Origin of the sequence: Colwellia maritima, from assembly GCF_022669015.1 — a bacterium.
In the GTDB taxonomy this organism is placed as follows: Bacteria; Pseudomonadota; Gammaproteobacteria; order Enterobacterales; family Alteromonadaceae; genus Colwellia; species Colwellia maritima.
The window spans coordinates 113594-137921 of the sequence record NZ_JAKKSL010000006.1; the positions used below are offsets into that span (position 1 = coordinate 113594).

Consider the following 24328-nt stretch of genomic DNA (forward strand, 5'->3'; position numbering starts at 1 on the left):
ATGTGACCAATCGGGTTAAATTTCTATTGCACCCGCATCATCTACTTGGCAAACATGAACAAAGCCTAGGTCTGTTTGTAAATAATTTTCTTTCAGCCATAAAGCGTAATTGTGAGCCTGCTCAGCATTATCGCAAATACAAAACAGCGTTGGTCCTGAACCAGAAATCCCAACAGCATGGGCACCCTCAGCCATTAAATAATCATGCGCTTGCTGATATTTAGGTAATAAATTAACTCTATAAGGCTCTGCAACTACGTCGGTTAATACCGAAAAGGCTTGTACTTTGTCTTGCCTATGACACGCATCAACAAAGGTCGCTAAATTTTGACCATAGCTTATCACATCTGCGCGGCTATAACTTGTTGGTAATACTTCACGAGCGGCCTTAGTTGATACTTCTATGCCAGGATAAGCCATTACATAATAACAATCATTAAAGCCGGGCAATAAACGACTGATCACTTCTGGATCAGGCACCATCAATTGTAATCCGCCTAAATAACAAGGCGCAACGTTATCATAATGCAGGCTACCACTAATTTGAGCTTCCATTTGACCTGTCATTTTTAACAGCGTTTTTTCATCAAAACTAAATTGTTGATTTTTACTGTAAAAGGCATTCAACCCTGCAAGCGCTGCAACCACGGAACAAGCACTAGAGCCCAAGCCACTACCAACAGGCATCTTTTTATCAAGGGTCATGTGCACAGCAACAATAGGTTGCCCTTGCTCAGCCAACGCCTGATTAAATAACAACAAGCATGACCACACAATATTATCTTCTTTTGCTGTTGGCAACTTATCCGCAAACCTACCAATAACCTTTAACGTATTTTCAGCTTGAACGTCTGACTCAGTTGTTTCTGCCAGTTCAACACTAACAACATCACCTAACAAGGTGCCATCAATCGGTTTTACCGCTAAACCTAATACATCAAAACCAACACTCACATTACCAATTGACGCGGGCGCAAAAACAGACACCTTACTTGAACTAGCCATTAGTGCTGCTGCTCCCATGATAGTGTTCTTAAAATATCGCCAAATACACCCGCAGCGGTTACCGCAGCACCTGCACCATAACCACGTAAAACAAAGGGTAATGGTTGATAATAACGACTATGAATTGCCAGAGCATTCTCACCATCTTTTACACTATAGAGTGGGTGACTTGCATCAACCGCGTCAATAGACACTTGACACTTACCATCAACAATATTACCAATATAGCGCAATACTTTTCCTTCAGCTTTTGCCGCTTCACAACGGGCGCTTACACTACTGTCAAGCTTTGACAAGTTTTTCATAAAGGTATCAACATCACCGCTATCATCAAAATCACTTGGTAAAACTGATTCAATTTTAATATCAGAAAGCTCTAATTGCATGCCCGATTCACGTGCCATAATTAACAATTTTCGCGCTACATCCATACCACTTAAGTCATCACGAGGATCAGGTTCGGTAAAACCATTTTCTTTCGCAATGGCAGTGGCCGCAGATAATGACATGCCCTCATCAAGCTTGCCAAAAATATAAGATAACGAACCTGACAATATACCTTCGAAACGTTCTAGCCGGTCACCCGCTTTTATCAAGCTTTGCAAAGTATCAATTACTGGTAAACCTGCACCAACGGTTGTTTCATATAAAAATCGACGATTTGTTGATTGTGCCGTACTACGTAATGCTTGATAATATTCCCATGAATCTGTGTTGGCCTTTTTATTTGGTGTTACAACATGGAAACCTTCAGCAAGGTAATCAACATAGCTCATCGCAAGCGCTTCATTTGATGTAGAATCAACAAGCACTGGATTAATTAAGTGGTTATCGTTAACGAACGCTTTAATATTTTGCGCATTCACTTCTACTGCTTTTTTGCTTTCTATCCCTTGTGCTAATACATCTTGCCAATTATCTAAATCAATACCCTCTTTATCAAACACCATACCTTTTGAATTAGCAATACCATACACTTTCAACGCAATATTTTGCTTTTTCAAACTGGCTTGTTGACGAGAAATTTGTGCAATTAACTCACTACCCACCACACCACAACCGACTAAAAACACATCAATTCCGGTTTGTGAGAAAAGAAGTTTTGATGACTAACTTTCATCGCTGCTGTACATTTTCGTTGTTCAATAACCACGGAAATACTGCGTTCAGAGGAGTCTTGCGCGATAGCAACCACATTCACTCGCGCTTGAGCTAATGAACTAAAGAATTTTGCTGCTACGCCACGTTGATGGTTCATACCATCACCCACCAATGACACAATAGATAATTCACTTTTAAGCCCAATAGGCTCAAGTAAACCATTAAGAAGTTCTAATTCAAATTCTTCCTTCAAGCTTCGTTCTGCTTGTTGCATATCAGCAGAATGAATACAAAAACTAATACAGTATTCACTTGAAGATTGGCTAATTAATACTAAGGAAATATTTTCTCGGCTCATGGTAGCAAAAACACGACTTGCCATACCTACCATGCCTTTCATACCAGGGCCAGACACATTCACCATAGTTAAATTATCAAGATTCGAGATAGCTTTAACACGTTTTTGTTGATCATTTTCATTAGAAATTAAAGTACCTGGCGCGTTAGGATTACTGGTGTTTTTAATGAGGCAAGGAATGTGGTACTGCGCAATAGGACCGATTGTTTTAGGGTGTAATACACTGGCACCAAAATACGATAACTCCATTGCTTCTTGGTAAGATAAATAATCAAGTAATTTTGCTTCTTTGATCATGCGAGGATCAGCATTATAAACACCATCAACGTCTGTCCATATTTCACAGCATTCAGCCTGCATGCAAACGGCAAGTACCGCTGCTGAATAATCAGAGCCATTTCGGCCCAAGGTCGTAATAGTACCTTCCTCATTATCTTTACCTATGCTCATACCAATAAAGCCAGGCATTAATGCAATTTGATTGAGCTTTTCATATTCAACTGAAAATCTTTCTTTAGAAAGTACTAAGTCAGCTACAGCATTTAATGAAGAGTCACTAGTGAATAAGAATTTTTCTGGTGCGAGTAGTGAAACTTGTAAACCCAATGCCTGCAAAACAGAGTCAAGAATTGCGACACTTAAGCGCTCACCGGTACTGATAATACGAGCACGAATATGGTCTGGGCAATAAGTTAACATTGTTGCCCCTTGCATATAACGCTGAAGTTGGTGTTCATAATTAATAAGCGCTTGTTCACAATGATGCGCATTAAATTCAGGTAAACTGGTAGCTAAGTCTTCAATAATGGTGGTAATTGCGCGTTTAAAATGTCCCAAATCGGTAATAAGTTTTGCTTCATCACTAATGTTTTCAGCCATGGCAACCAGATGATTAGTTACACCCTGTGGTGCAGACACAACAACGGCAACTTTTGTAGCTTGGCTTTTATCTTTAATAATGTCAGCAACTTGACGAAAACGCTCAGCCGACGCTAATGATGAGCCACCAAATTTAAGTACACGCATTTTTTTCCCTTTATTGAAAGCAAAAAGCTCGTAACCTTTTCAGGTTACGAGCTTCGATAAAATTATTTTTTTTACACGTTAGCCGGCAACCATCATCCCATTCGGGTGGTGGTGGTAATGATAATGGTAATTTGGCTTGATGTAATTTTCATGCCGATTAAAATGCCTGATTTACGCGGTAGTGTCAACATTTATTGCCCAACATAGATCATAATAAAAAGTTATAGGCTATGCATGTATACCCTGATTATGTATAGAACACGCTGAAAATATTATAAAGCACTTACTTTGATAATTAATTAACTCACATAATATCAAGCAGAAAAGAATGTTAAGCGATGTATATTATTAGGTAGTAACTTAATTTGGCATTTTCAATATCAGAGCTTAATCTGGCAAACAACAATAAACTCATACCTGTACGTGAAGTTTAGTCCCTGAACGTCACTTTTTGCCACATTCGAGACATTAGCACTAACGGACTAAATCTGAATTCGGATTAGTTTTTGTATCTATTAAGTAGTAAACGTCTACTTCCTTTGACTAGCTTCGTTCAATGATGTTCACATCCATGACTTCATCCACAATTTTCATGATTTCAATTTCAATTTCAATTTCAAGCTCATTTGAACCAGATAAATGCGCCATTTCAAATAAAATAATATAGATGTTAAGCTGAACCATTGTAAGTAAATACGTTATTTCAGACTCTGGAATGTTTGGCTCTATATGTCGTCCACTTCCCAACTGTGCCAACGGATTTTGCGCTCCTCCATGTGTGTAACTATTTAATATATCCTGTATTTTAATTTTCTCGCGGGCTAAAAGATCAATTAACTGATTTTTACCTGATATTAATTGGTGAAGACTTTTTGTTTTAGGCCAATTATCTTCTTTAATAGTTTCAAGAACTTCTTCATCACTAGCAATTCTATTTAACCAATAGGCACGAAATAAGTACTCAAGCATAGAGCGAAACAGTATATTAGCGGATACAAAATTACTTTTTTGAATTAGCAATTGCATAGCATCACAAATATTGAGCGTAGAATAAAGCATTGCCCCTTTTAATTGAGTCGCAATGCTGCCATCAATATTAATTTGTTCAACTATATCCCAAGCTTTTTCTAAATACTCTTTAGTATCAAATACTATTTTCATTGCTCACCATTTATCAATGTTTTATAAATAACTATTATTAATATCACAGAACGAATTCATTAGAAAATATATAGCAAAATATATAGCAAAATATTATCATTTTATGTCTTCTTTGCGCAGCAAGGGAACATTAGCACCAATATTTATTAGTGCTAAAAAACTAAGTCGTTTGAGGGATTTGGTTTAACTGTCACTTTTGCCACTTTGGAGACCTAAGGTTTTAGTTCTATACGGACGGCTTTGGGACAGAAAGCGGTCATAGTGACTATCCATTTACAACTATATTTCATCTGATTTTTTTGCATGCAGTTCGGATTTTTAAACCCAGTATTAACAGACTTATAGGTGAATGAACATTAGAATGACTTTAATTAGGGGCAAACAGGGATAAGAAAGGTACCTAATTTTGAAATAAGTGATATTTAATTAACAATGAAAAATAAATCAAAAGTGGTATCCCCCTGTGACTCATAAAATAATATAACCAACCGTTACATAAGGTGGTTACATAAAGCCAAAACGTGAATTGGTACATTAGGTAAAAGTGACATAACTTATTTATACGTACGCGTATGGAGAATTGCGACTAAACAATAGAATGATATCAGGTTAAGTTAATCCAAATATTAATTTGGATTAACTTATGAAAATCACCCGCAACCAAGATCAATGCCAAACTATCCTTAACTAGCAATAAACTAAAGGCTTAACAATCATTGAATTATTACCAAAAACATTAATTATCAACTTTCATATTTTATGTCATTTGTAAAAAAATAGAATCCACATTAAACAATTTCATTCTTGTTTTTTAGTTGACTAAGTACAAACACTACCGTTAAAAATTATATTTAAATCTAATTTTTGTTCAATATTTGCATCAACAACCAAGTTACTTTCCCCATCAAAGACCTCCCAACAAGCCGGATCATTTTCAAATAAAACAGTGTTAGAACCACGCATAAAGATCGAGCCTTCAACTTCTAGAGGAAACTCCCATGTAGAACATACTTCAGCATCACATTCAAGATTATATCTAATATCTGGATTTGATTCATACCACCACACAATTTCTGAAAGAGGATAAGCATCCCCATTAATGTCTACTGTAGAAATAATTAGATTATACTCAGCGATCTCGGAATCATTGTTACAGCCAATAACAAATATTACCAATATAAATATAAGCGCCTTCATTATTTTTATCCTTGTATATAACACCGTTTTAAGCGGCTAAAATTTGTTTAACAAAATGAAGCTGAGCAAACCCTTTAACAGCCTCACATAAAAATGTCGTCCGCAAGCGAACGAGTTTTAAGATAGTCAAAAGTTTTGAAAAGCCAATGACAGATATACTAATTCACATATCCACTATTTCAAGTTGTTATTTTTAAAATACTCCTCAATTATTAGTTAAGTCTTCAAGGAATATAGCTTGGCTTTTTCATAATGTTAATTAATGTTTACGACGTTCATAATATTTTTTTAAGCCTCTTGATTTGATTTCTGAATTAGTTGCAATTAAATCACCTAACATATGGTCAATATTTCCACGAAATTTTGAACTTTTTTTATCTGTAGCTTCTAACTTCAAAATTGCTTTTAATGTATCCTCTGAGCCAGAGATAGCTAAACCTAATAAGGAAGCTTTACTCAGATATTGATTTCGGGTGTCACTATCACTAAACCTCCCTAAAGTTAATACTCCCCGTTTATCCCATTCGGCGGGTTCCAAACCTTTTGTTAAGTATTTTTCTGCTGTTTTATTTTGAGTCCTATTAATAAGATAACCCAGACCAAAAAGAGCATTTTTCTTAGCTAAAAGGTGAGGTTTTCCAAAGTCACCAGTTGGATCATTTTCGATGAAGTAGATAATATCTTCCACTACAGATTCATCACCTATAATAGATATCATGACTGCAATTTTCCCCCAATGTTGTAAATATTCTGGATTTCTGAGCATATCTTTTAGCGTGATTACATTTGAAGAATCATATGTAGATGCTTCTTCATATGGAATACCTTGTACAAACATTTGTTGTACAAATTCGGTTACATCTGATTGCTCTTTTGCAGCTAAAGGGAATGTAACAGTTAATATTGATAATAATATAAGTTGATATATGTTTTTCATTTTTTACTCCGCCAGATAACTAGTGCATTCGGTGTTATTAACACGTCTACGATTAACATTACTGCTTTCATTCATAATAGCTCTACTATCATTACGATGCAGCAATCCTGTGTTATGACCTATTTCATGCGCCCAAACTATCGACTATATTTGCATCAACTGGTACTACCGCAATTTTATTACTGCCACCCACAGTGCCACAACCAAGGATGTTAGGATTTATCCCCCCACCGCAATCATTAATTTCATTGACTAAGTTAATCCCAGGGTCTAACGCATTAAACTCGGTTTCAGAATCTATATCACCATCCCCCGTAATAAATGTTGTAACATTACCCTGTCGATTAAGAGATACATTACAAGCAACATCATCAGAACCGTCAGACACATTAAGGATCGAAGTACCATCAAGTAATATTGTATCAACATTTGCATTAGTTAAAGCATCGGCTGAATTATGACGCCTCACTTGATAAGAAATACTATTACCTACATTCAAATTAATGTTATTGGAAAAGGCTTGATTGTTACTCGTAAGAACAGCACACCCTTGAGATATACAACCTTCTACTCTATAGGTTTTAGTTCCGGCGGGTCTATCATTTAATGTAACACTGCTAGATGCAGAACCTACTGTTTCAATATGTACACTATTTTCGAAAATAATATAGGCTGAAATACCTGTAGGGCCTGACCAATTTAAGGTAACTTCATCATATATAGATTCACCAGTTAATCCGATCGTCGTACTTGAGGCTGAAGCTAAGGGCAAGCAAAATGCTCCTGCTACTAACATTGTACAAAGTGAATTTTTAAGATTTTTTTTCATACTAATTCCTTTAGTTTGTTTGAAACTACCACAGGATTTTAATGACACATTAAAATCAATGAGTTTCTCCTTTTTTTGTAAAAATATGAACTTATAAACTAGTGGTAGTTATTTCGTGCCGAGTTAAAATATAGGAAAAAACAATTAAGCTCATACCAACAACATACCATCAAGTCATATTGACTACAAGATGATAATATAATTATTACACCCAAAAGAACATTACAAACCATTACAATGGAATAAGTATTATTTATGAGTTACCACTTATTTATAGAAAATAAAAGGCGATTACAAGTGCGAAATAAACCTGTCCGCCATTAAACAAGATCAGAAAATATATGCGCACAAATGATGTATTTCTACGTCACATAATAAGAATAAATTTAAACGACTTTGAAGTCGCAAAATATTGTCATATAACTTTCTAAAATTAGCATAAAAACCTATATAGTATAAACACAAGGGGTTGTCCAACCTCCTCATAACACTGAGAAGGCTAATAAAATCAATAACCTCTTGATGTTAATGACCGCTTTAAGTCATAGAGCTGCCGTTAGTGAAGCAAGGCATAGAGTCAGCAATGCGCACTAAGTGATCATTAATAATTAGAGTTTGCCCAGTGCAGCCCAATCCCCCTTTGCCCACTCAGGTTATGTCGGTTTTGATTATATATCACCTTTTATTGCACTTACTAACTAACGCGCAAAATTTAGTATCAGTGGCTTTCGTATCGAAGCGAGTAAAGAGCCTATTGGCTTCAAAGCTCACTACCTAATAGATAACAATACCGATATGATGGTGTTGGAACCTACAGAAATTTATAACGAAACTGACCAAGTTTTTGGCGCTCGTCATCGCAATTCTCCGTTAGTTTATTAATCTTATTTATGGTAGTTATACAGACTTGTTACAGGGTCATTTTTTAAAAAGTTTTTTTATTTCATTACCCGTAATCTTTTTGATCACCTTACCGCCTTTAATTCTAATAATTGTTGGAATGTGGTGGCTTTTGCGATTGTCGTGTTTCATCAATACCTATCAACCCCAGGTAACAATTCAAGTTTGAGTTAACATACGAATACTACGTATAAACTATGGCACTCGCCAATGTAAAGCCGATTGATGTCTTTTTATCCACAGTTTGGCCTCACGATGATGAGGAAAGTACTTACTAACAAGCTGCCAAAAATCTTTAGAATGGTTTAAATGTTGCAAATGACAAAGCTCATGCACAATAACGTAATCAATAACATCTAATGGCAGCATCATTAATAAATAATTAAAGCTCAGCTCACCTTTATTATTACAACTTCCCCATCGAGCTGTATATTTTTTTATTTTAATAGATGTGGGGTTGAGTTGAGTGAGTTTTGAATAATAGCGGACTTTAGGCGGAATGATGATATTGGCTTGTTCTGCTAAAAAACACTCAAGTAGATTTTTTACCGCGACTGTCCGTTGCGATGGTCGAGATAACTTGGCTTGAATATGTGCAGACAACCGAATAGTTAGCGCTTGCTTACCATCTACTTTTTGAGTTAACTCAACCCCTGATTTCTCTTGGTTCTGTGCAGCCACAATATTAAGTGTTACGAGCTGACCAAATAAAAAAAGTTCAGAGCCTTGAGTAAAATCACAACACAAATCAACCGTTTGCTTTTGCTCTGATATTTTTGCTTTCAGCCACGCATTTTTTTTCTTAATAAATGACTCAATATACTGTTCATCTACATGGTAAGGGGCGCGAACATACACCTGCCCACTTTTTACTTGTAACGAAAGTGTTTTACGACCGCTACGTACCAAATGATATTCAATCATGTTGCTATTTCTTGGCAAACAAAGTTAACTCGCTTTGCTTAATTTAGCCGATTTTGGCTCAAGGTCTTTTTCAGTTCCTTTTTCAGTTCCTTTTTCCGCAACCTTTTCTGCAACCTTTTCTGCAGCTTTGTCAGTGGTTTTTTCTGGCGTTTTTTTGACTGATTTCACTGCTTTTTTAGTCGGGGCTTTACTAGTTGGTTTTTTTGCAAGTAAAGCAACTAAAACATCTTCACGATGTTGAGCCAAATAAATACTGAGCTCTTCGCTAGCGCTTTCACTCAGCTCTATAGGTGACTGGGCAAATACATCAGCCAAGTTATCAGCCATGTCCAACATTTTGTCATATTCATCTGCTGATTTCTTATCCATAAATGTTTGTGCCTCCACCCCGTGTCTAATGACGACGAATCGACTTTCAACTGCCATTATTATTCCTTAGTCATATTAAAAGAGAGCTACAATAAAATTTATTGTGTTACTAAGTTGAACAATAACACACCAATGCATAAGCTGTATATAAAACCAGTGGATTTATTAACGTATAATTTGTGGTATATCAACTTTTGAGTCTATTCGCTAAACAGCCGTTCAAACCAAGAGCGTTCTTCTACCTTATCTTGTAAACAGCCTTTTTGTAAGACAATACCTGCGGAGACTGCGGGATAATTGATAGTATCATCGCATTCATCTGTCACTGCATGTCCCGTTGCTGTTTCAAATAAGGTCATGGCTATTGCTTCTGGTTGATTAGTCATTTTATTAACTACGCCAACTTTATTCATAAAATCAGCAAATAAAACTAAAGCGCCGCTACTCCCCGTTAAACCTGTGGGCTTATTATCGTCTTTACCTAACCATGTGGTAACCAGATTATTATTATCATAGCCAATAAACCTGACTATCACGTAAATCATTACTGGTACCTGTTTTACCCGCTAATTGATGATTTTTTAAACGCCACGTGAGTGATTTTGCCGTGCCTGTTTTTGTTACTTGCGTTAAAGCATAGTCCATTAAATATGCTGCATTTGTTGAAATTACCTGCTCATTTGTGGCTTGAAACTGCCATAAAGTTTCCCCTTTACTTGAGGTAACAGTATTTATGGTGTGCGCTTGTTCCGAATAACCTTGCGTTGCTAATGGCAAAAACATTTGATTAATTTGTAAGGGCGACATATTTATTGCCCCAAGCAACATCGATGGACGCATTACAATATCTTCGTCAAAACCAAGTAAATGCATAGCCTTAGCGACATTTTCAAGCCCCAAGGCCATGCCTAAGTTTACTGTGGGAATATTGAGTGAATTGACTAAACCGTCTATTAGTGGCACCTGATGTCGAAATTTTCCATCATAATTTTGGGGTTTCCATGACGTTGCTTTTTTAACGCCATTGTCGTTAGTCATCTCAACGCCATTGGTTAAGGTAATCGGTTCATCCGCAAGTAAGGTGGCAAAATTAAATTGCTCGTAGCGCTCTAATGCCGCTAAATAAATTGCCGGTTTGATTAATGATCCAACGGGACGCTTAGCGGTCATTGCCCGGTTGAACCAAAGATAGCCACTTTGCCTATCGCCAACAATGGCTCGAATTTCTGCGCTATGAATATCAGTAACAAGCATTGCCGCTTGCAAATTTTTCTGTTGATATTTTGACTCTAATTGATCTAACTGACTAGCCACGGTTTGTTCAAGCATTTGCTGTTTTAGATGAGAAAAACCGGTGAATACCCGTATTCGCCTTTTGCTGATGTGGAGGTAACAATTGGTCTAACTCTTGTTTTACTAACTGTAAATAAGCCGGGTACTGTTGTTCTTTAAAGCGCCTGTTAGCTCTAATTGATAAAGGCGCGTTTATTGATCTTTTAAACTCGGCTACTGACAGAAAGTTTTTTTCAAACATTAATCTCAGCACTAAATCTCGGCGTTCTTTCGCTCTGACGGGATGACGCCAAGGGTCGTAATAACTCGGGCCTTTCACTTGCGCAACTAACAATGCAATTTCTTCATTTGTTAATTCAGCCAGTGTTTTACCAAAATAAAATTTAGCCGCCAAACCAAACCCATAAATGCCATTTGCATAATGCTGTCCTAAATACACTTCATTGATATACGCTTCAAGCAGCTGATCTTTGCTGTAGCGCACTTCAATAATGATAGCCATCATCGCTTCTTTTATCTTGCGGGTTAACGTACGTTCTCGCGTTAAGAACATGTTTTTTACAAGTTGTTGGGTTAGGGTACTTCCACCTTGCACCGTACGACCCGCCACTAAGTTACTATACAACGCTCGCAATATGCCTAACGGTGATATGCCTTGATGGTGATAAAAATTACGATCTTCAATTAATAAAAGCGTATCTAATAATTGCGTCGGCGTGTTTTCTAACGCAACTAATACGCGATCTTCTTTATTGTTTGGGACTAAACGTGCTAATAAAATCGGCTCTAATGGCAGCGAGGTAACCGGTACATCATCACTGAAAAGCTGTGAAATTTTTCCATTAGACACATCAATAGTAAGTTTTATTGCCCCCGTAGAAACCACATTCTCAGTTTGAGGAAAGGCAAAGGGACGACGGTATAGAATAATTCTATGGGCTGATTGTGCATATTGCCCTGGTTGTGCGACAGTTCTTACTCTCTTGTAGCCGTTTAACTTCAAGGATTTACCTAACAGATTCAGGTTAAGTGGCGCACCTATTGTTAAACGTTCAATTTGACCATAAATCTGTGCGGGAACTTGCCAACGTTGTCCTTCAAAGGTTTCTTGTACTTTTGCATTAAGATAAATAGTAAAAATTGCTAGAACAAAAACACCCGTTAAAATGAGTTTGCCTGTGGTGACAACAATGCTTCGCAACCATTTTTTTGATGATTTAACATCATGCGTTGGTGATTTGTCTTTGGCTTTTTTAGTTGACATGAGTATTTTCAGTTGACATTATTTTTTTCAATTGAGCTTGTAGTTTATTGTTAATACCAGTATATCAGCCTTTAATACAAGGCATAGCGTATGTTTTGTTGATACTCTATCAAATTCAATCCACCCCTTAGTTTTTCAAGTGTCGTTTGGTTTTATTTGTTGGCTGAGCATTAGCAGGATCATCTGGCCAATAATGTTTAGGATAACGGCTTTTCATGTCTTTTTGTACTGCTTTATAACTGCCTTGCCAAAATTGCACCAAGTCTTGCGTTACCTGAATTGGTCTTTGTCTTGGAGACAGTAATTCTAACAACAACGGAATACCTTGCTGCCCTTTAAAGCCGCCAACTTTAGGCGTTTCTGTTTCACCATAAAGTTCTTGCATTGGCATCGATACTTTCGGAGATTTTTCAGTTGAATAAGTGATGGGACAATGTCGCCCTGTTGGCCCTGTATAAATCTTCGGGCGCTGCTTGCTTTAATATTTGTTGCTGTTGATAATCAAGTTGTGACAATAACATTGTTGAAATGTCTAACTTAGTCAATTTATCCATAGATTTTATTTCCCCCACGAAAGGGCTAAACCGACTTTCTAAGTTTACTAACAAGGTTTCATCATCGATTTGGGGTAATTCATATTCAGGAAAATAACGTGTTAACCAATTCCAACGTGCTTTTAACGCGAGATCTTTCGCTTGCCAGTTCAATAACGTCAATCCTTTGCGAGTAATTAACTCACACCACATTGTTATTATAGTCTCGGCTGATAACATATTTCTGCTGACGCTTTCTTGTAATACCAAAGCGTCAAACTTTGTTTGGTTTCGTGCGATAATTTTACCACTACGTTCATCAAATACTGCCATTTCTTGTTCAACAATTTGCGGCTTAAACCAGTGTTCTAGTTGAGACAATTCAATGCTTGCTGCTAAGCGTACCCTAGGCACTTGTTGAGTTTGCATTAAATCAGCAATGACTAAGAATTGTTCACCTGCAAGTGCATCTTGTTCGTTTAGCGTAACCCCTTTACCATTAGCGCAAATAAAATCGCCGGTAGCACCACGCGCTTTGGCTATACGCTCAGGATAAGCGTAAGCCAGTAATAAACCGATACAATCAAGGGGTAAATGTTGTGTTGCTAACAGGTTTGAATTCTGGAGCCCCACACGTTTAGCTAAACTATTAACTTGCTTTACAATATTAACTAACGTGCCATAAGGTTGATTAAAAGCTGAGATTAACTTACTTACACGATGAGCAATATTGCAATCAAACCGACTTTGCTCGCCAGAAAAAACATCCCGTTCTTCAAGCAACGCAGCTAACACACAGGCTAAAAACGACAAGTGTTCCTGCTGCTTTCGTGTTGATGAAAGCTTATTTGACGATAGAATCATATGAGCAAATCGGGGGTGACACGGAAACTGTGCTACTTGTTCTCCATGCGCTGTTAACTGATTTTGTTTGTTAACAATGCTTAAGCGTTTTAATTCTTGCCATGCTTGTTGTTCTTTTATTGGTGTTGGTAGTTCTAATAGCGGTAACTCAGCTAATTGATTAACGCCCCATCGCGCCGCCTCAATGATGGTGGGCAACAAGTCTGCTTGCATAATGTCATTTACACTGTGCTCAGGACGACGTTCAAAATCATCTTGCGCATATAAGCGAATACAGACCCCTGCCATTAAACGCCCCGCTCTCCCTGCTCTTTGTATGGCTGACGCTTTCGCTATATTCTTTTGCACAAGCTTATTCATTAGGCTAGCCCCATCATAAATGGCAACTTTTTCTAAGCCGCAATCAATCACTAAATTAACGCCTTCAATGGTTAACGAGGTTTCAGCAATATTTGTGGCCAACACAAGCTTTCTAAAACCGGGTTGGCAAGGTTCAATGGCTTGTTGTTGCTGTTTTAGTGTTAAGTCACCAAACAAAGGGCAAAGTAATAAATCATCCACTGGAAAATGCTTAAATACCTCTGCTAATGCATTCGCAATAAAGCGAATATCAGCAACGCCAGGTAAAAACACTAAAATAGAGCCTTCATGTGCCTTAGCGTGTTTTTTAATGACATTAAGCGCATGATCTCGCCGATGATTGTTTTGGGGCGCGTCATAAACAATATCAACGGGGTAACTTCTCCCCTCACTCACCAGTAGTTCAGCATCAGGGATTGCTTTAGCAATATTATCTATCGCTAAAGTCGCTGACATCAGTAAAATATGTAAATCGTCACGCAAACCTTGTTGAATATCACGGCTTAAAGCAAAGGCTAAATCGCCCTGTAAACTGCGCTCATGAAATTCATCAAAAACCACTAATGCGCAATCACTAAGCTCAGCGTCTTGTTGAATAATTTGCGTTAAAATACCTTCGGTTATTACCTCCAAACGGGTTGATTTAGATATTTTAGTGTCATTGCGTATCCGATAACCTACTGTTTCACCTACCTGCTCATTTAACTGAAAAGCTAAATATGACGCAATATTTTTTACCGCTAAACGTCGAGGTTGCAGTAGGTATATTTTCTGTCCTGCGAATGCTTCATGCCGGAGTAACCATAGCGGTAGACACGTTGATTTACCGGCACCCGGCGGCGCAGATAAAATAACCGTGTGATGCTTGGACAATGCTTGACAAAATTGCGTTTTAATTGCTTCTATTGGCAATGATAGTGAGGTAGACATAACAGTAGGATTAGTAAGCTTAAGTTTTATGATAACAATATTTACCTAACAAACCTAAACGTTAACGTGATAAAAAAACAAACTTATTAGCGCATGTATTTCAGAATTTCAGTACGAATAAGGCATAAGCGATACAAACTATATCACTCAATAAAAATAACACCATGAAAAGTAAAGATTATAAAAACTTGCAAAATAGCCAAAGTATGCTTACTTGGCAAACCGATTGAAAATTGCTATCAATAGTACCCGATAAAATTTGTTTAAGGAGTTACAACTAATGCAACATTCAGCACAAGGAAGTTATACCATTGAACAACAAAATAATATTTTATTAATTGACGCGAAAGGTCCTTTTAATGAAGTAACCACGGAACAATATTATCAAGATATTAAGCTTATAACGAAAAACATGATAGGCAGCCGTTGGGCATCATTAGTGTCTTTTCAGGGGCATAGTGTTTTTACACCTGAAGCGGAACAAAAATTAATTGAAACAACGCAATATCGTGCAGAAAATGGCATGATTGCTATTGCAACGGTTATTAGCAATAGTCCGTATGTGGACATTTTACAAATGCAACTTCAACGTATTTATCAAAGCTGTGCAATTAAATTTAATTTTTTTAGTAATCCTGAACACGCACATAATTGGTTGAATAGCTTTATAAAATAGCGATATGAATACTAGTTTCATTAATTAGGTGATCTATTTTATACCTAGAAAAAATTGCCGAACACAAGGCATTTATTTTAATAACCATTTGTTTAAATTATTAAATAAATAACGAGGTGGTTAATAATTTTGGCAAGTAGAAATGATCACATAGTGAGTGATATTGGTATAAGGTACTTTTTGACGTAAGCTATGCTTTTTTGTAAAGGGCATAGCTTACCGATGAAACTCTCACTAAAACCTGCTGTATTAATTAAACGCTATAAGCGTTTTCTTGCTGACGTGACCTTAGATAATAACGAGGAAACAACGCTACACGTCGCCAATACAGGTGCTATGACCGGCTGTGCCGAACCTGAAGATACGGTTTGGTATAGTACGTCCAGTAACCCTAAACGCAAATATCCTTTTAGTTGGGAGCTAACCCAAACAAAACAAAATCATTTAATCTGCGTTAATACACTGCGTGCGAATCAACTCACTGAAGAAGCGCTTTTAAACGGTACCATAACCGAGCTACAAGGCTTTGATGAATTACAACGAGAAGTGAAATATGGCGAAGAAAATAGCCGTATTGATTTTTTATTACGCTTCAATAGTGATAGTCATAGCGATAGTGATAGTGATATAAATGAGCAACGCCAGTCTTTAACTTACATTGAAGTAAAAAGTGTTACTTTACTTGAAGGCAACCAAGGCTATTTTCCTGATACGGTTACCGTCAGGGGGCAAAAGCATTTGCGTGAATTAATGAGCATAGTAAAAATGGGTCATAGAGCCGTATTACTTTTCACCGTATTACATACAGGTATTCACAATTTTAACGTAGCTAAGCACCTTGATAAAAAATATGCAGACTTACTGCAACAAGCGATAGATTCGGGGGTTGAAGTACTTGTATATAAAGCAAAAATATCCCCTGAATCTATCGTATTGTCAGAGCGCATGAGTTTTTAATCAATGCGCTTTCATTTGTACTCTCTTTATATTTATTACAACTTTATGTGCTGTTCAAATATGGGAAGAAACTCATCTTTACGATGACTGACCAATAACATAGTACTGTGTTTTTGTTCTGCTAAATGCTCAAGAAAGTTAAGTAATCGGTGTCGATTAAGCTCATCTAAGCCTTGTGTCGGCTCATCTAAAATCAATAAGTAAGGCGATTTAATTAACGCTCTAGCAATTAATGCTAAGCGCTGCTCGCCGTAACTTAAGCTACGAAATGAATTATGTTGGTATGGCAACAAACCAATTTTGGCTAACCATTGTTGGGCAATTTCTATATGATAATGTTCAGGTTGTTGGTAAAGACCAATAGAGTCATAAAACCCTGAAAGCACCACAGTAAGTAAATCACCATTTACGCGGTATTGCCGATGTAATTCCGCGCTCACAATACCCATGTGCTTTTTCAGATCCCAAATACTTTCACCTGAGCCTCTTTTAAAGCCCAAAGACATGAATATCATTGCTATAACATTGGGTGCAATCACCAGTTATTAGCTGCATCAGGGTTGACTTACCGCTACCATTAGCACCAGTGATCAAGGTGTGCTGCAATGGCTTAATCGCAACATCTAGGTCTTCAAAAACGTTTACACCGTTATAATGTACTTTACCTTTATTCAATTTAACTAAATAAGGGTGCTGATAATCACATAACTGTTGTATGTTGGTAGGCCAACTTACCTCATCTGGTGCGGGTGTTAATAAGGCATCAAGCCGGCGTTTAGTTTCATCACTTTCAAGCTTACCTATAACGTTAAGCTGCCCCCGTTCAATAAAAGCAATATTACTGCACCATGCGGGAATATCTTGACGATTGCTTAACATTAGCAATACATTGATACCTGTTTTGGATAAACGTTCAAGCGCTTGTGACAGTGCAACACACGACGCTTCATCAAGACTATCAAAAGGATTGTCGCAAACAAGTAACTCAACACCGTTAAAGATTGCTTGTAGAATTAACAGCTTTCGTCCTTCACCCGTACTTAATTGTTTGTAACCACTTTCGAGACGGTGACTCAAACCAAATTCATTAATGAGTGGATCATTTAATTTGTCTTTGGGCAGAAATTCTTTAGCTTGAGTACCAATATCGTTGGCATTAGTGTCATTTGTTGCATCAATTTTAAGTTCGTGCTCATAAATGTCTTGTTGGCTTTCAAACGATACCATACCGACTTTGTCTACAGCCGGAATGCTAAACTCATCTACCGACTCTGGCGACAGTTCACCTGTTAGTAACTGGTCTAGGTATTGTTTGCCAGAACCATTTCGCCCTAAAATACACCAACTCTCGTTTTCAAGCACTTGCCAACGTTTTACCACTAATTTGGGATGCGCAAAATTTGTAATATTTATCATAAATTATTTAACTCAATTATCGTTTTAACAATGTTGCAGGTTAGCCACTGGTAAAACAGAAATACTTATGTGGGTTAAAATACACAAAAATAACCTTACTTGTCACTTTTTAATGTAATAATATCAAGTCTATTATGTTATTTCCCAGTCAGCGAGAATTAAAATGCGTGTAGCCGTTTCTCAGTTTGCCACCACCGCCAATGTACAAGAAAATCTCGCAAGCTGTATTCGTATGATCAATGAAGCCTCAGCGTGCAACCCTTCACTAATTGTTCTTCCTGAATATTGTAATACACTTTTTAATAACAAGTTACCGAGTACAGATGATAACTTAACTTGTGATACATCTGACTGTTACATAGATAATGAACAAGCTTGGAATGAAGCCTTATCAATAAATGGCCCCTTCCTACAACGCATTGCAGAGGAAGCCAAAAAGCAGCATTGTTACATTGTCATCAATGTTACTTTACAACGCGAACATAAAGACTTCTTTTCAGGTGAAACGCTAGACAATACAGACAAGCCGAATATTAGTGTCACCTCCTGTTTATTCTCACCTTTGGGTCAACTCATTCATCAAGAAGACAAGCGGATTTTAACGGGGTATGAAAACAAGTTTTTTACGCCCGCAGATAAAAAAACGGAGGTAATTTCAACACCTTTAGGGAAACTTGGATTTTTAACAGGTTACGATAGCATGACCTTTGACGTAGCTCGTTCTTTGGCTTTACAGGGGGCACAATTATTATGCAATTCAATCAATACATGCTCGTTAGATCAATGTGGTTTACACGATCATGCTAGGGCATGCGAAAATAATGTCTTTATCGCGTGTGCAAATAAAGCGGGGCAAAGCCAAATTTTATCCCCCGATGGCAAGGTGTTAGCAAAGCTAACAAACAATAAAGCAGGCTATACTTTTGCTGATATTAATTTGGATACTCCCGATAATAAAATAGGACTAAGCCACAAATTTCGTCCTGACGGCACCGCCCTAATAAAACAGCGCCGTCCAACGTTATACCAAGCCCTAGCTACAGCGATTAAGTCTTCTTATAATGAAAAAAAGATACAGTCTGAGTTTGTTCCAGAAACGGTTAATTTAGCTATTTTTTCAACCTATAAATCTAACGAACAAGCGATAGAAGATGTATGTCATTACATTGATAATAATCTCAGTGATATTATTCAATTACCTGAGTTATTTTTTATTGCAGACAAAAAAATTACACATGAAAGCATGCAACTAGACGAGGTGGAAAATCTAAGTCAACAGGTTATTACACAAGTTAGTGCCGTGTTAAGACCTTTTCAGTACGTTTGCACCGACTTGGTGATTGACGGCGAGCATCAAGCTGTTTTAATTAGTAAGCAGGGATTGTTGGCAAAACAACCTCAATTACATTTTTGTCAACGATATCAATGGAGCCCCTTAGGTAACGATTTAACGCGAGTCAACATTCCTTTAGAACAAGGTAGTATTGACGTGGTAATGTTAACAGCTGACGACGCAAACATACCTGAGATGGTGAAACTTGCCGCGTTAAAGAATATCCATTTATTACTGGTGCCGTTCGATATTCAAGAACCGTATGAGGTAGAGTATGGTCTATTGTCTCGTGCCGCTGAACATAGAATTTGCATCCTTGCTGCAAGTCGAGAAAAAAGTTTTACGCACAGCTTTTCGTCCCATCAACAAACAGCAGCACATCAAACAAACAAGATTAAAGCGCAAAAATCCACGGGGTTGATCGCCAATTTACCTAAAGAATTCCCCTTATTCTCTCAAATAAAAACAACTAAGTTCAATGGTTACATCAACTATCCCTTGGTTAAATACCAACACGGTAAAATCACCAAAGCGATAATTTATCCTGACGCTGCTGACAATAAACTAAACTTGCCATTAATATATACATTATTCTAAATCAAAAACACGGCAGTATTCGTTTGATTGCTATAATGATGACAGGTATTATTGATGGACTTAATTGATGGACTTAATTGATGAAATCCATTGATAATACTAATGTTTATATAACCCATTAAACATGATTAATCATCCATTTAGCTAGTCATACATTTAGGAATGTTGGTTAATGCGTCAAACCCAGAATATTAAACTGCTCCGATTGATTAAAGTTATCCCTCCGATCATTGTAGTGGCTTTCGCTATTTGGGTAAATTTTGTGGTGATTAATGACAATAAGCTCAAACTTGCTCATGATATTGAAACCTTACAGCAAAATTTTATTGAGAAAGAAAAAGAAACAATAAAAGCACAAATCAATCAACTTTATCAACAAATTAACTACGAAGTTAACAGCACTAAAGCCATTCTAAAACAAAATATTCAAGAACATGTTTATCAGGCACACAATATTGCCAAGACAATATACCTACAAAACAAACACCTACCTGAAGCGGAAGTAACTAAACTCATCACTGATGCCTTAAGAAGTATTCGTTTTAATCAAGGCAGAGGCTATTTTTTTATATACAAAACACAGGGCACTAGTGTAATGCATCCTGTATTACCGGCAATGGAAGGTAGTTCTAAGTGGGATTTTCAAGATACGCGTGGTAACTATATTGTTAGAGAAATGGGTAAAATAGTCAAACAAACAGGTGAAGGCTTTTATCACTGGTGGTTTGTAAAACCTCAAAATAAGGGACAAGAGTTTGAAAAAATTGGTTTTGGTAAATATTTCGCCCCTTATGATTGGTTTATTGGCACAGGTGAGTACGTAATTGACGTAGAAAATGACATAAAAGCACGATTACTAGAGCGCATTAACCACATTCGGTATGGTCGTAATGGTTATATTTTTGTTGTTGATTATCAAAGAAATATTCTATCTGATTACAATAAAGAATTGGTCATTTCCCACAGTATTGAAATGGATACCCTTAAAAAAACATCAGTCACAGAAGAAGTGATAAAAGTTGCTAAACACGGTGAAGGCTTTCTTAATTATACCGGCAATATAATGCCAAGTACGGGACAACCTGCTGAAAAAATTAGTTTCGTAAAAGGGCTACCTGCTTGGCAATGGGCTATTGGAACAGGCTACTATGTCAATGAAATAGAAGGCTATCTTGCTGAAAGGGAAGCAAACATAAATCTACAAAACGAAAGCGAGTTTTTCAAAATATTGTGGATAAGCTTACTTGTTACGCTATTTTTTGTCACACTTTCCATTATGTTGTCTAACTATTTAGCGGGTCTATTTTCCACATATGAAAACAGAATCAACAGAGACTTCTCTGAACTAAATACAATAAAAGAACAATTACAACATCAAGCGTTGCACGATTCATTAACCCAATTACCTAATAGAGCGTTATTAGATGATCGTATTAATCAAGGCATGATATTGTCACAACAAAACAACAAGAGCCTTGCTGTAGTGTTTGTAGACCTTGATGATTTTAAGAAAATCAATGACCTCTACGGACATTCTATCGGTGACAGCTTGCTTAAAATGTTGGGTGTGAAATTTACACATCTGCTAAAGGTCCGGTGAAAGTGTTGCTCGTTTTGGTGGCGATGAATTTATCTTTTGTTTTCCTGAGCTTGACAGTTTATCCGATGCAGAGCGCAGAGTTGAATGTATTCGTGAAATTTTTAATCGTGATTTCACGATCGACGGAAAAATAATCGCTTCAAGTTGTAGTATTGGTGTTGCTATGTATCCAAATGATGGGGATAAAGCCGAAGATCTAATCAGTAAAGCAGATATAGTACTTTATAAATCAAAGTTACAACAAAAGGGGCATTTTCTCTTTTTTAACGACAGTATCAACAAACAAGTTAAACGAGACTATATCCTCGATGCACAATTACGTTCAGCACTCACCAACAATGAATTAACCGTGGTGTATCAACCTCAGATCAGCGTAAAAACTGGTACGCTCATTGGTGTTGAAGCATTGGTTCGATGGAATAACACTCTGTTGGGCCCTATATCACCAAACGAATTTATTCATGTAGCAGAAGATATAGGCATGATTAATGACATTGGTCGCTTTGTAAATAAACAGTCAATGCAAGATATTTTACAGTTTAATCGTTTGACTAACTCAAACCTTAGGCTATCCATTAATATTTCACCCAAACAATTGATGGAGCCGCTGTTTGTTGATGACATACTGAATACAGCTCAAGACGTAGGTATCAAAAACCAGTTAATAACCCTAGAAATAACCGAAAATGTACTGATTGTAAATGTGAAAAAAGCGCAGCCTATTTTACAACAACTGAAAGACTCAGGTTTTAAATTATCACTGGATGATTTTGGTACTGGTTATTCATCTTTGTCCTATTTGAATAATTTACCCATTAATGAAATAAAAATTGATAAAACCTTTATTGATAAGCTACTCACCAATAATCAAAGCGAATCCTTGGTAAAAACAATTATAGCTATAGGTAAACTTTCTCAAATGACTGTTGTTGCTGAAGGTGTTGAGACTAAAGAACAATATGAGCGCCTTGCCCATTTACATTGCGATAAAATTCAAGGGTATTATTTTGACCGTCCTCTATCCTTAGAGGCACTTATTGCAAAATATAAATAGAATAAACATGACAAACATTTATGACGGAAACTATTGAGCACCGGCGTTAGATTACCTACAATAGCCCAGTTTTTATTTATAATAGGTTACAAACATGAACGACACTAAATCACTTCCCGCGTTACCGGATCGCCTTTCGGGTAATCCTCGTAGTCCGCATCATGTAGCAGAAATTTTTGAACACGAAATTGGTATTCGACTTAATGGTAAAGAACGTTTCGATGTTGAAGAATACTGCATTAGTGAAGGCTGGGTAAAGATCGCGTCAAGCAAAGCTTTAGATCGCCGAGGACAACCACTGTTAATGTCAGTAAAAGGCACAGTTGAAGCTTTTTATCGTTAAAATAACGTAGCGATACTCATTACATTTACGTACCAACAGAACAACTCAAAAATAGTTAAAATGTGCTATATATCTGCTGATAACCGTCTTGGTGGATATATAGTAATACAACCTCCCCTCCTAAAAATAATCAATATTTTCAAAAATTAACGCTATACCAGACCAATATCAAACTACTTAAACCGAGCTCATCAGGTTACTTAACCTAATAACTTAAATAATTCGCTCTTACTCCCAATATTCAGTTTTTGATAAATTCGATAAAGATGATTGGAAACCGTTGATGGCGATAAATCTAAAGCTCTTGCCACCTCTTTAAATGTTAAACCATTAGCAAGTGTCTGCACTATTTCTCTTTCCCTTTGAGTCAAACTATCTAAAGGGCCTTGTGGCCAAATTTCAACAATAATTAAGTCTTTAAACGGTTTTAATTTTACTTGTAAACCATCAATTTCATAAGCTTGTTTCGTAAGATCCAACGTAAATGGCAGCTTAAGCAAACTGGTTGACGACCCTCTTATATTGGTATAATAACGCTCTAATAAATCAATAAAACTTGTTTGAATTTGATGAAAATAACCTTGGTTGTCACAAATTGCTTTATGGCTATTTTTATGTTCCGTTGCGCCATAGGCTTTTGTTTGGCTGTCATTATTTTGTTGAAGCTGTAAAAAAAGCGCATGTTTAGCGGCAGTAAGCAAATGAAACAACGCCTGCTTTTGCAACAATTTATCTTGCGCTGAAAAAGGAGCATCACGCTCAAAACGATACAGGGTCAATAAGGTAAACAAACCTGTGCGCTCATCCAAGTGAATTGAAGACAAAATTCGCTCAATACCATGAGGCTTAAAACACTTAAGATAAATTTCAGAACGATAAAAATCTTCATCTGCAATTAAATCTCGCATATCTATTGGCTGTCCTAAATTCTCAAAAATTTTAGTCGTAAAGGGGTTAATCGATAAGTATTCCAATAAAGACTGTGTCAATGATTCTGGTACATTAACTAAAGTATGGTTATGAAAACGTGCTGTTTGTTGATGACCATTACTCCAAATGGCGCCATCAAAATCAATCAAATTTTGCAATTGAGACAAAGCCCAATCTCTGTATTCAGCTAACTCAATCTTACTTGTTGCTAAATAAAGTCTGGCAATAAACTGATTTAATTTATCTTGTTTCACAGCGGCGATTTCTTTGATTATTAATTAAAAGTAAATGGTTCATTAGGTGATTTTTACTATAGCATTAAAAATATGAGGCACTATGATAATGCTATGCCCTCTATATTGATGCAAGTA

22 protein-coding genes and 1 pseudogene are annotated in these 24328 nt (G+C 36.8%); 6 read left to right on the forward strand and 17 right to left on the reverse strand.

Annotated features, from left to right (window positions below; genetic code table 11):
• Window positions 1-15: 15 nt before the first annotated feature.
• The 14 genes and pseudogenes from thrB to hrpB all read right to left on the reverse strand — a co-directional run bounded on the left by thrB (window position 16) and on the right by hrpB (window position 15051).
• Window positions 16-1023, reverse strand: a complete 1008-nt coding sequence (gene thrB, locus L3081_RS23115) for a homoserine kinase (RefSeq protein WP_242288619.1) — start codon at window positions 1021-1023, stop codon at window positions 16-18.
• A pseudogene (gene thrA, locus L3081_RS23120) lies at window positions 1005-3490 on the reverse strand (bifunctional aspartate kinase/homoserine dehydrogenase I). Before thrA ends, thrB begins: the two are co-directional and overlap by 19 nt.
• A gap of 543 nt (window positions 3491-4033) precedes the next feature.
• Complete coding sequence (locus L3081_RS23125; RefSeq protein ID WP_242288620.1) at window positions 4034-4651, reverse strand: DUF6988 family protein; 618 nt, start codon at window positions 4649-4651, stop codon at window positions 4034-4036.
• 819 nt (window positions 4652-5470) lie between these two features.
• Window positions 5471-5848, reverse strand: a complete 378-nt coding sequence (locus L3081_RS23130; RefSeq protein ID WP_242288622.1) for a hypothetical protein — start codon at window positions 5846-5848, stop codon at window positions 5471-5473.
• A 259-nt stretch (window positions 5849-6107) separates the two neighbouring features.
• Window positions 6108-6785, reverse strand: coding sequence for a hypothetical protein (locus tag L3081_RS23135; RefSeq protein ID WP_242288624.1), 678 nt, complete (start codon window positions 6783-6785; stop codon window positions 6108-6110).
• A gap of 3 nt (window positions 6786-6788) precedes the next feature.
• Window positions 6789-6890, reverse strand: coding sequence for a hypothetical protein (locus L3081_RS29260; RefSeq protein ID WP_420839781.1), 102 nt, complete (start codon window positions 6888-6890; stop codon window positions 6789-6791).
• Window positions 6891-6909: 19 nt separating this feature from the next.
• Window positions 6910-7614, reverse strand: coding sequence for an early set domain-containing protein (locus L3081_RS23140; RefSeq protein WP_242288626.1), 705 nt, complete (start codon window positions 7612-7614; stop codon window positions 6910-6912).
• A gap of 1095 nt (window positions 7615-8709) precedes the next feature.
• The gene (locus L3081_RS23145) at window positions 8710-9438 is read right to left on the reverse strand and encodes a M48 family metallopeptidase (protein ID WP_242288627.1); all 729 of its coding nucleotides are present in this window, start codon (window positions 9436-9438) and stop codon (window positions 8710-8712) included.
• A gap of 24 nt (window positions 9439-9462) precedes the next feature.
• Complete coding sequence (locus L3081_RS23150) at window positions 9463-9864, reverse strand: YebG family protein (RefSeq protein ID WP_242288629.1); 402 nt, start codon at window positions 9862-9864, stop codon at window positions 9463-9465.
• Between the two features lie 143 nt (window positions 9865-10007).
• Window positions 10008-10352 (reverse strand): hypothetical protein, encoded by a 345-nt coding sequence (locus L3081_RS23155; protein ID WP_242288631.1) that lies wholly within the window; start codon window positions 10350-10352, stop codon window positions 10008-10010.
• On the reverse strand, window positions 10318-11136 hold the full coding sequence (locus L3081_RS23160; protein ID WP_242288633.1) for a penicillin-binding transpeptidase domain-containing protein: 819 nt from the start codon (window positions 11134-11136) through the stop codon (window positions 10318-10320). Before L3081_RS23160 ends, L3081_RS23155 begins: the two co-directional genes overlap by 35 nt.
• Window positions 11129-12364, reverse strand: a complete 1236-nt coding sequence (locus L3081_RS23165; protein WP_242288634.1) for a transglycosylase domain-containing protein — start codon at window positions 12362-12364, stop codon at window positions 11129-11131. Before L3081_RS23165 ends, L3081_RS23160 begins: the two co-directional genes overlap by 8 nt.
• Before the next feature lie 127 nt (window positions 12365-12491).
• The gene (locus tag L3081_RS23170; RefSeq protein WP_338027488.1) at window positions 12492-12824 is read right to left on the reverse strand and encodes an ATP-dependent helicase C-terminal domain-containing protein; all 333 of its coding nucleotides are present in this window, start codon (window positions 12822-12824) and stop codon (window positions 12492-12494) included.
• Window positions 12775-15051 carry an ATP-dependent helicase HrpB gene (gene hrpB, locus L3081_RS23175; protein WP_242288635.1) on the reverse strand — a complete coding sequence of 759 codons (2277 nt, stop codon included), beginning with the start codon at window positions 15049-15051 and terminating at the stop codon, window positions 12775-12777. Before hrpB ends, L3081_RS23170 begins: the two co-directional genes overlap by 50 nt.
• A gap of 280 nt (window positions 15052-15331) precedes the next feature.
• On the opposite strand from hrpB, the gene L3081_RS23180 reads away from it, so the two are divergent.
• Together L3081_RS23180 and sfsA are read left to right on the forward strand one after the other, a co-directional pair.
• Complete coding sequence (locus L3081_RS23180; RefSeq protein ID WP_242288637.1) at window positions 15332-15727, forward strand: hypothetical protein; 396 nt, start codon at window positions 15332-15334, stop codon at window positions 15725-15727.
• 222 nt (window positions 15728-15949) lie between these two features.
• Entirely contained in the window at window positions 15950-16684 is a 735-nt protein-coding gene (gene sfsA, locus L3081_RS23185) for a DNA/RNA nuclease SfsA (RefSeq protein ID WP_242288639.1), read from the forward strand.
• Window positions 16685-16719: 35 nt separating this feature from the next.
• Here the strand turns inward: sfsA and L3081_RS27515 are convergent, their stop codons facing one another.
• Together L3081_RS27515 and L3081_RS23195 are read right to left on the reverse strand one after the other, a co-directional pair.
• Window positions 16720-17190, reverse strand: a complete 471-nt coding sequence (locus tag L3081_RS27515) for an ATP-binding cassette domain-containing protein (protein WP_274620731.1) — start codon at window positions 17188-17190, stop codon at window positions 16720-16722.
• Complete coding sequence (locus tag L3081_RS23195; RefSeq protein ID WP_274620732.1) at window positions 17174-18100, reverse strand: ATP-binding cassette domain-containing protein; 927 nt, start codon at window positions 18098-18100, stop codon at window positions 17174-17176. Before L3081_RS23195 ends, L3081_RS27515 begins: the two co-directional genes overlap by 17 nt.
• 163 nt (window positions 18101-18263) lie before the next feature.
• Between L3081_RS23195 and L3081_RS23200 the strand changes: the two genes are divergently transcribed.
• From L3081_RS23200 to L3081_RS23215, 4 genes are all read left to right on the forward strand, one after another.
• A complete protein-coding gene (locus L3081_RS23200) occupies window positions 18264-20030 on the forward strand; it encodes a nitrilase-related carbon-nitrogen hydrolase (RefSeq protein WP_242288641.1) in 1767 nt (588 codons plus the stop codon).
• A 172-nt stretch (window positions 20031-20202) separates the two neighbouring features.
• Entirely contained in the window at window positions 20203-21630 is a 1428-nt protein-coding gene (locus L3081_RS23205) for a cache domain-containing protein (protein WP_274620733.1), read from the forward strand.
• Between the two features lie 31 nt (window positions 21631-21661).
• Window positions 21662-22684: a putative bifunctional diguanylate cyclase/phosphodiesterase gene (locus tag L3081_RS23210; protein WP_338027489.1), complete on the forward strand. Its 1023-nt coding sequence runs from the start codon at window positions 21662-21664 to the stop codon at window positions 22682-22684.
• A 94-nt stretch (window positions 22685-22778) separates the two neighbouring features.
• The gene (locus L3081_RS23215; protein WP_242288642.1) at window positions 22779-23027 is read left to right on the forward strand and encodes a DUF3297 family protein; all 249 of its coding nucleotides are present in this window, start codon (window positions 22779-22781) and stop codon (window positions 23025-23027) included.
• A 200-nt stretch (window positions 23028-23227) separates the two neighbouring features.
• Here L3081_RS23215 and L3081_RS23220 read toward each other — a convergent pair whose 3' ends face one another.
• Window positions 23228-24211, reverse strand: a complete 984-nt coding sequence (locus L3081_RS23220; RefSeq protein ID WP_242288644.1) for a helix-turn-helix domain-containing protein — start codon at window positions 24209-24211, stop codon at window positions 23228-23230.
• Window positions 24212-24328 lie beyond the last annotated feature (117 nt).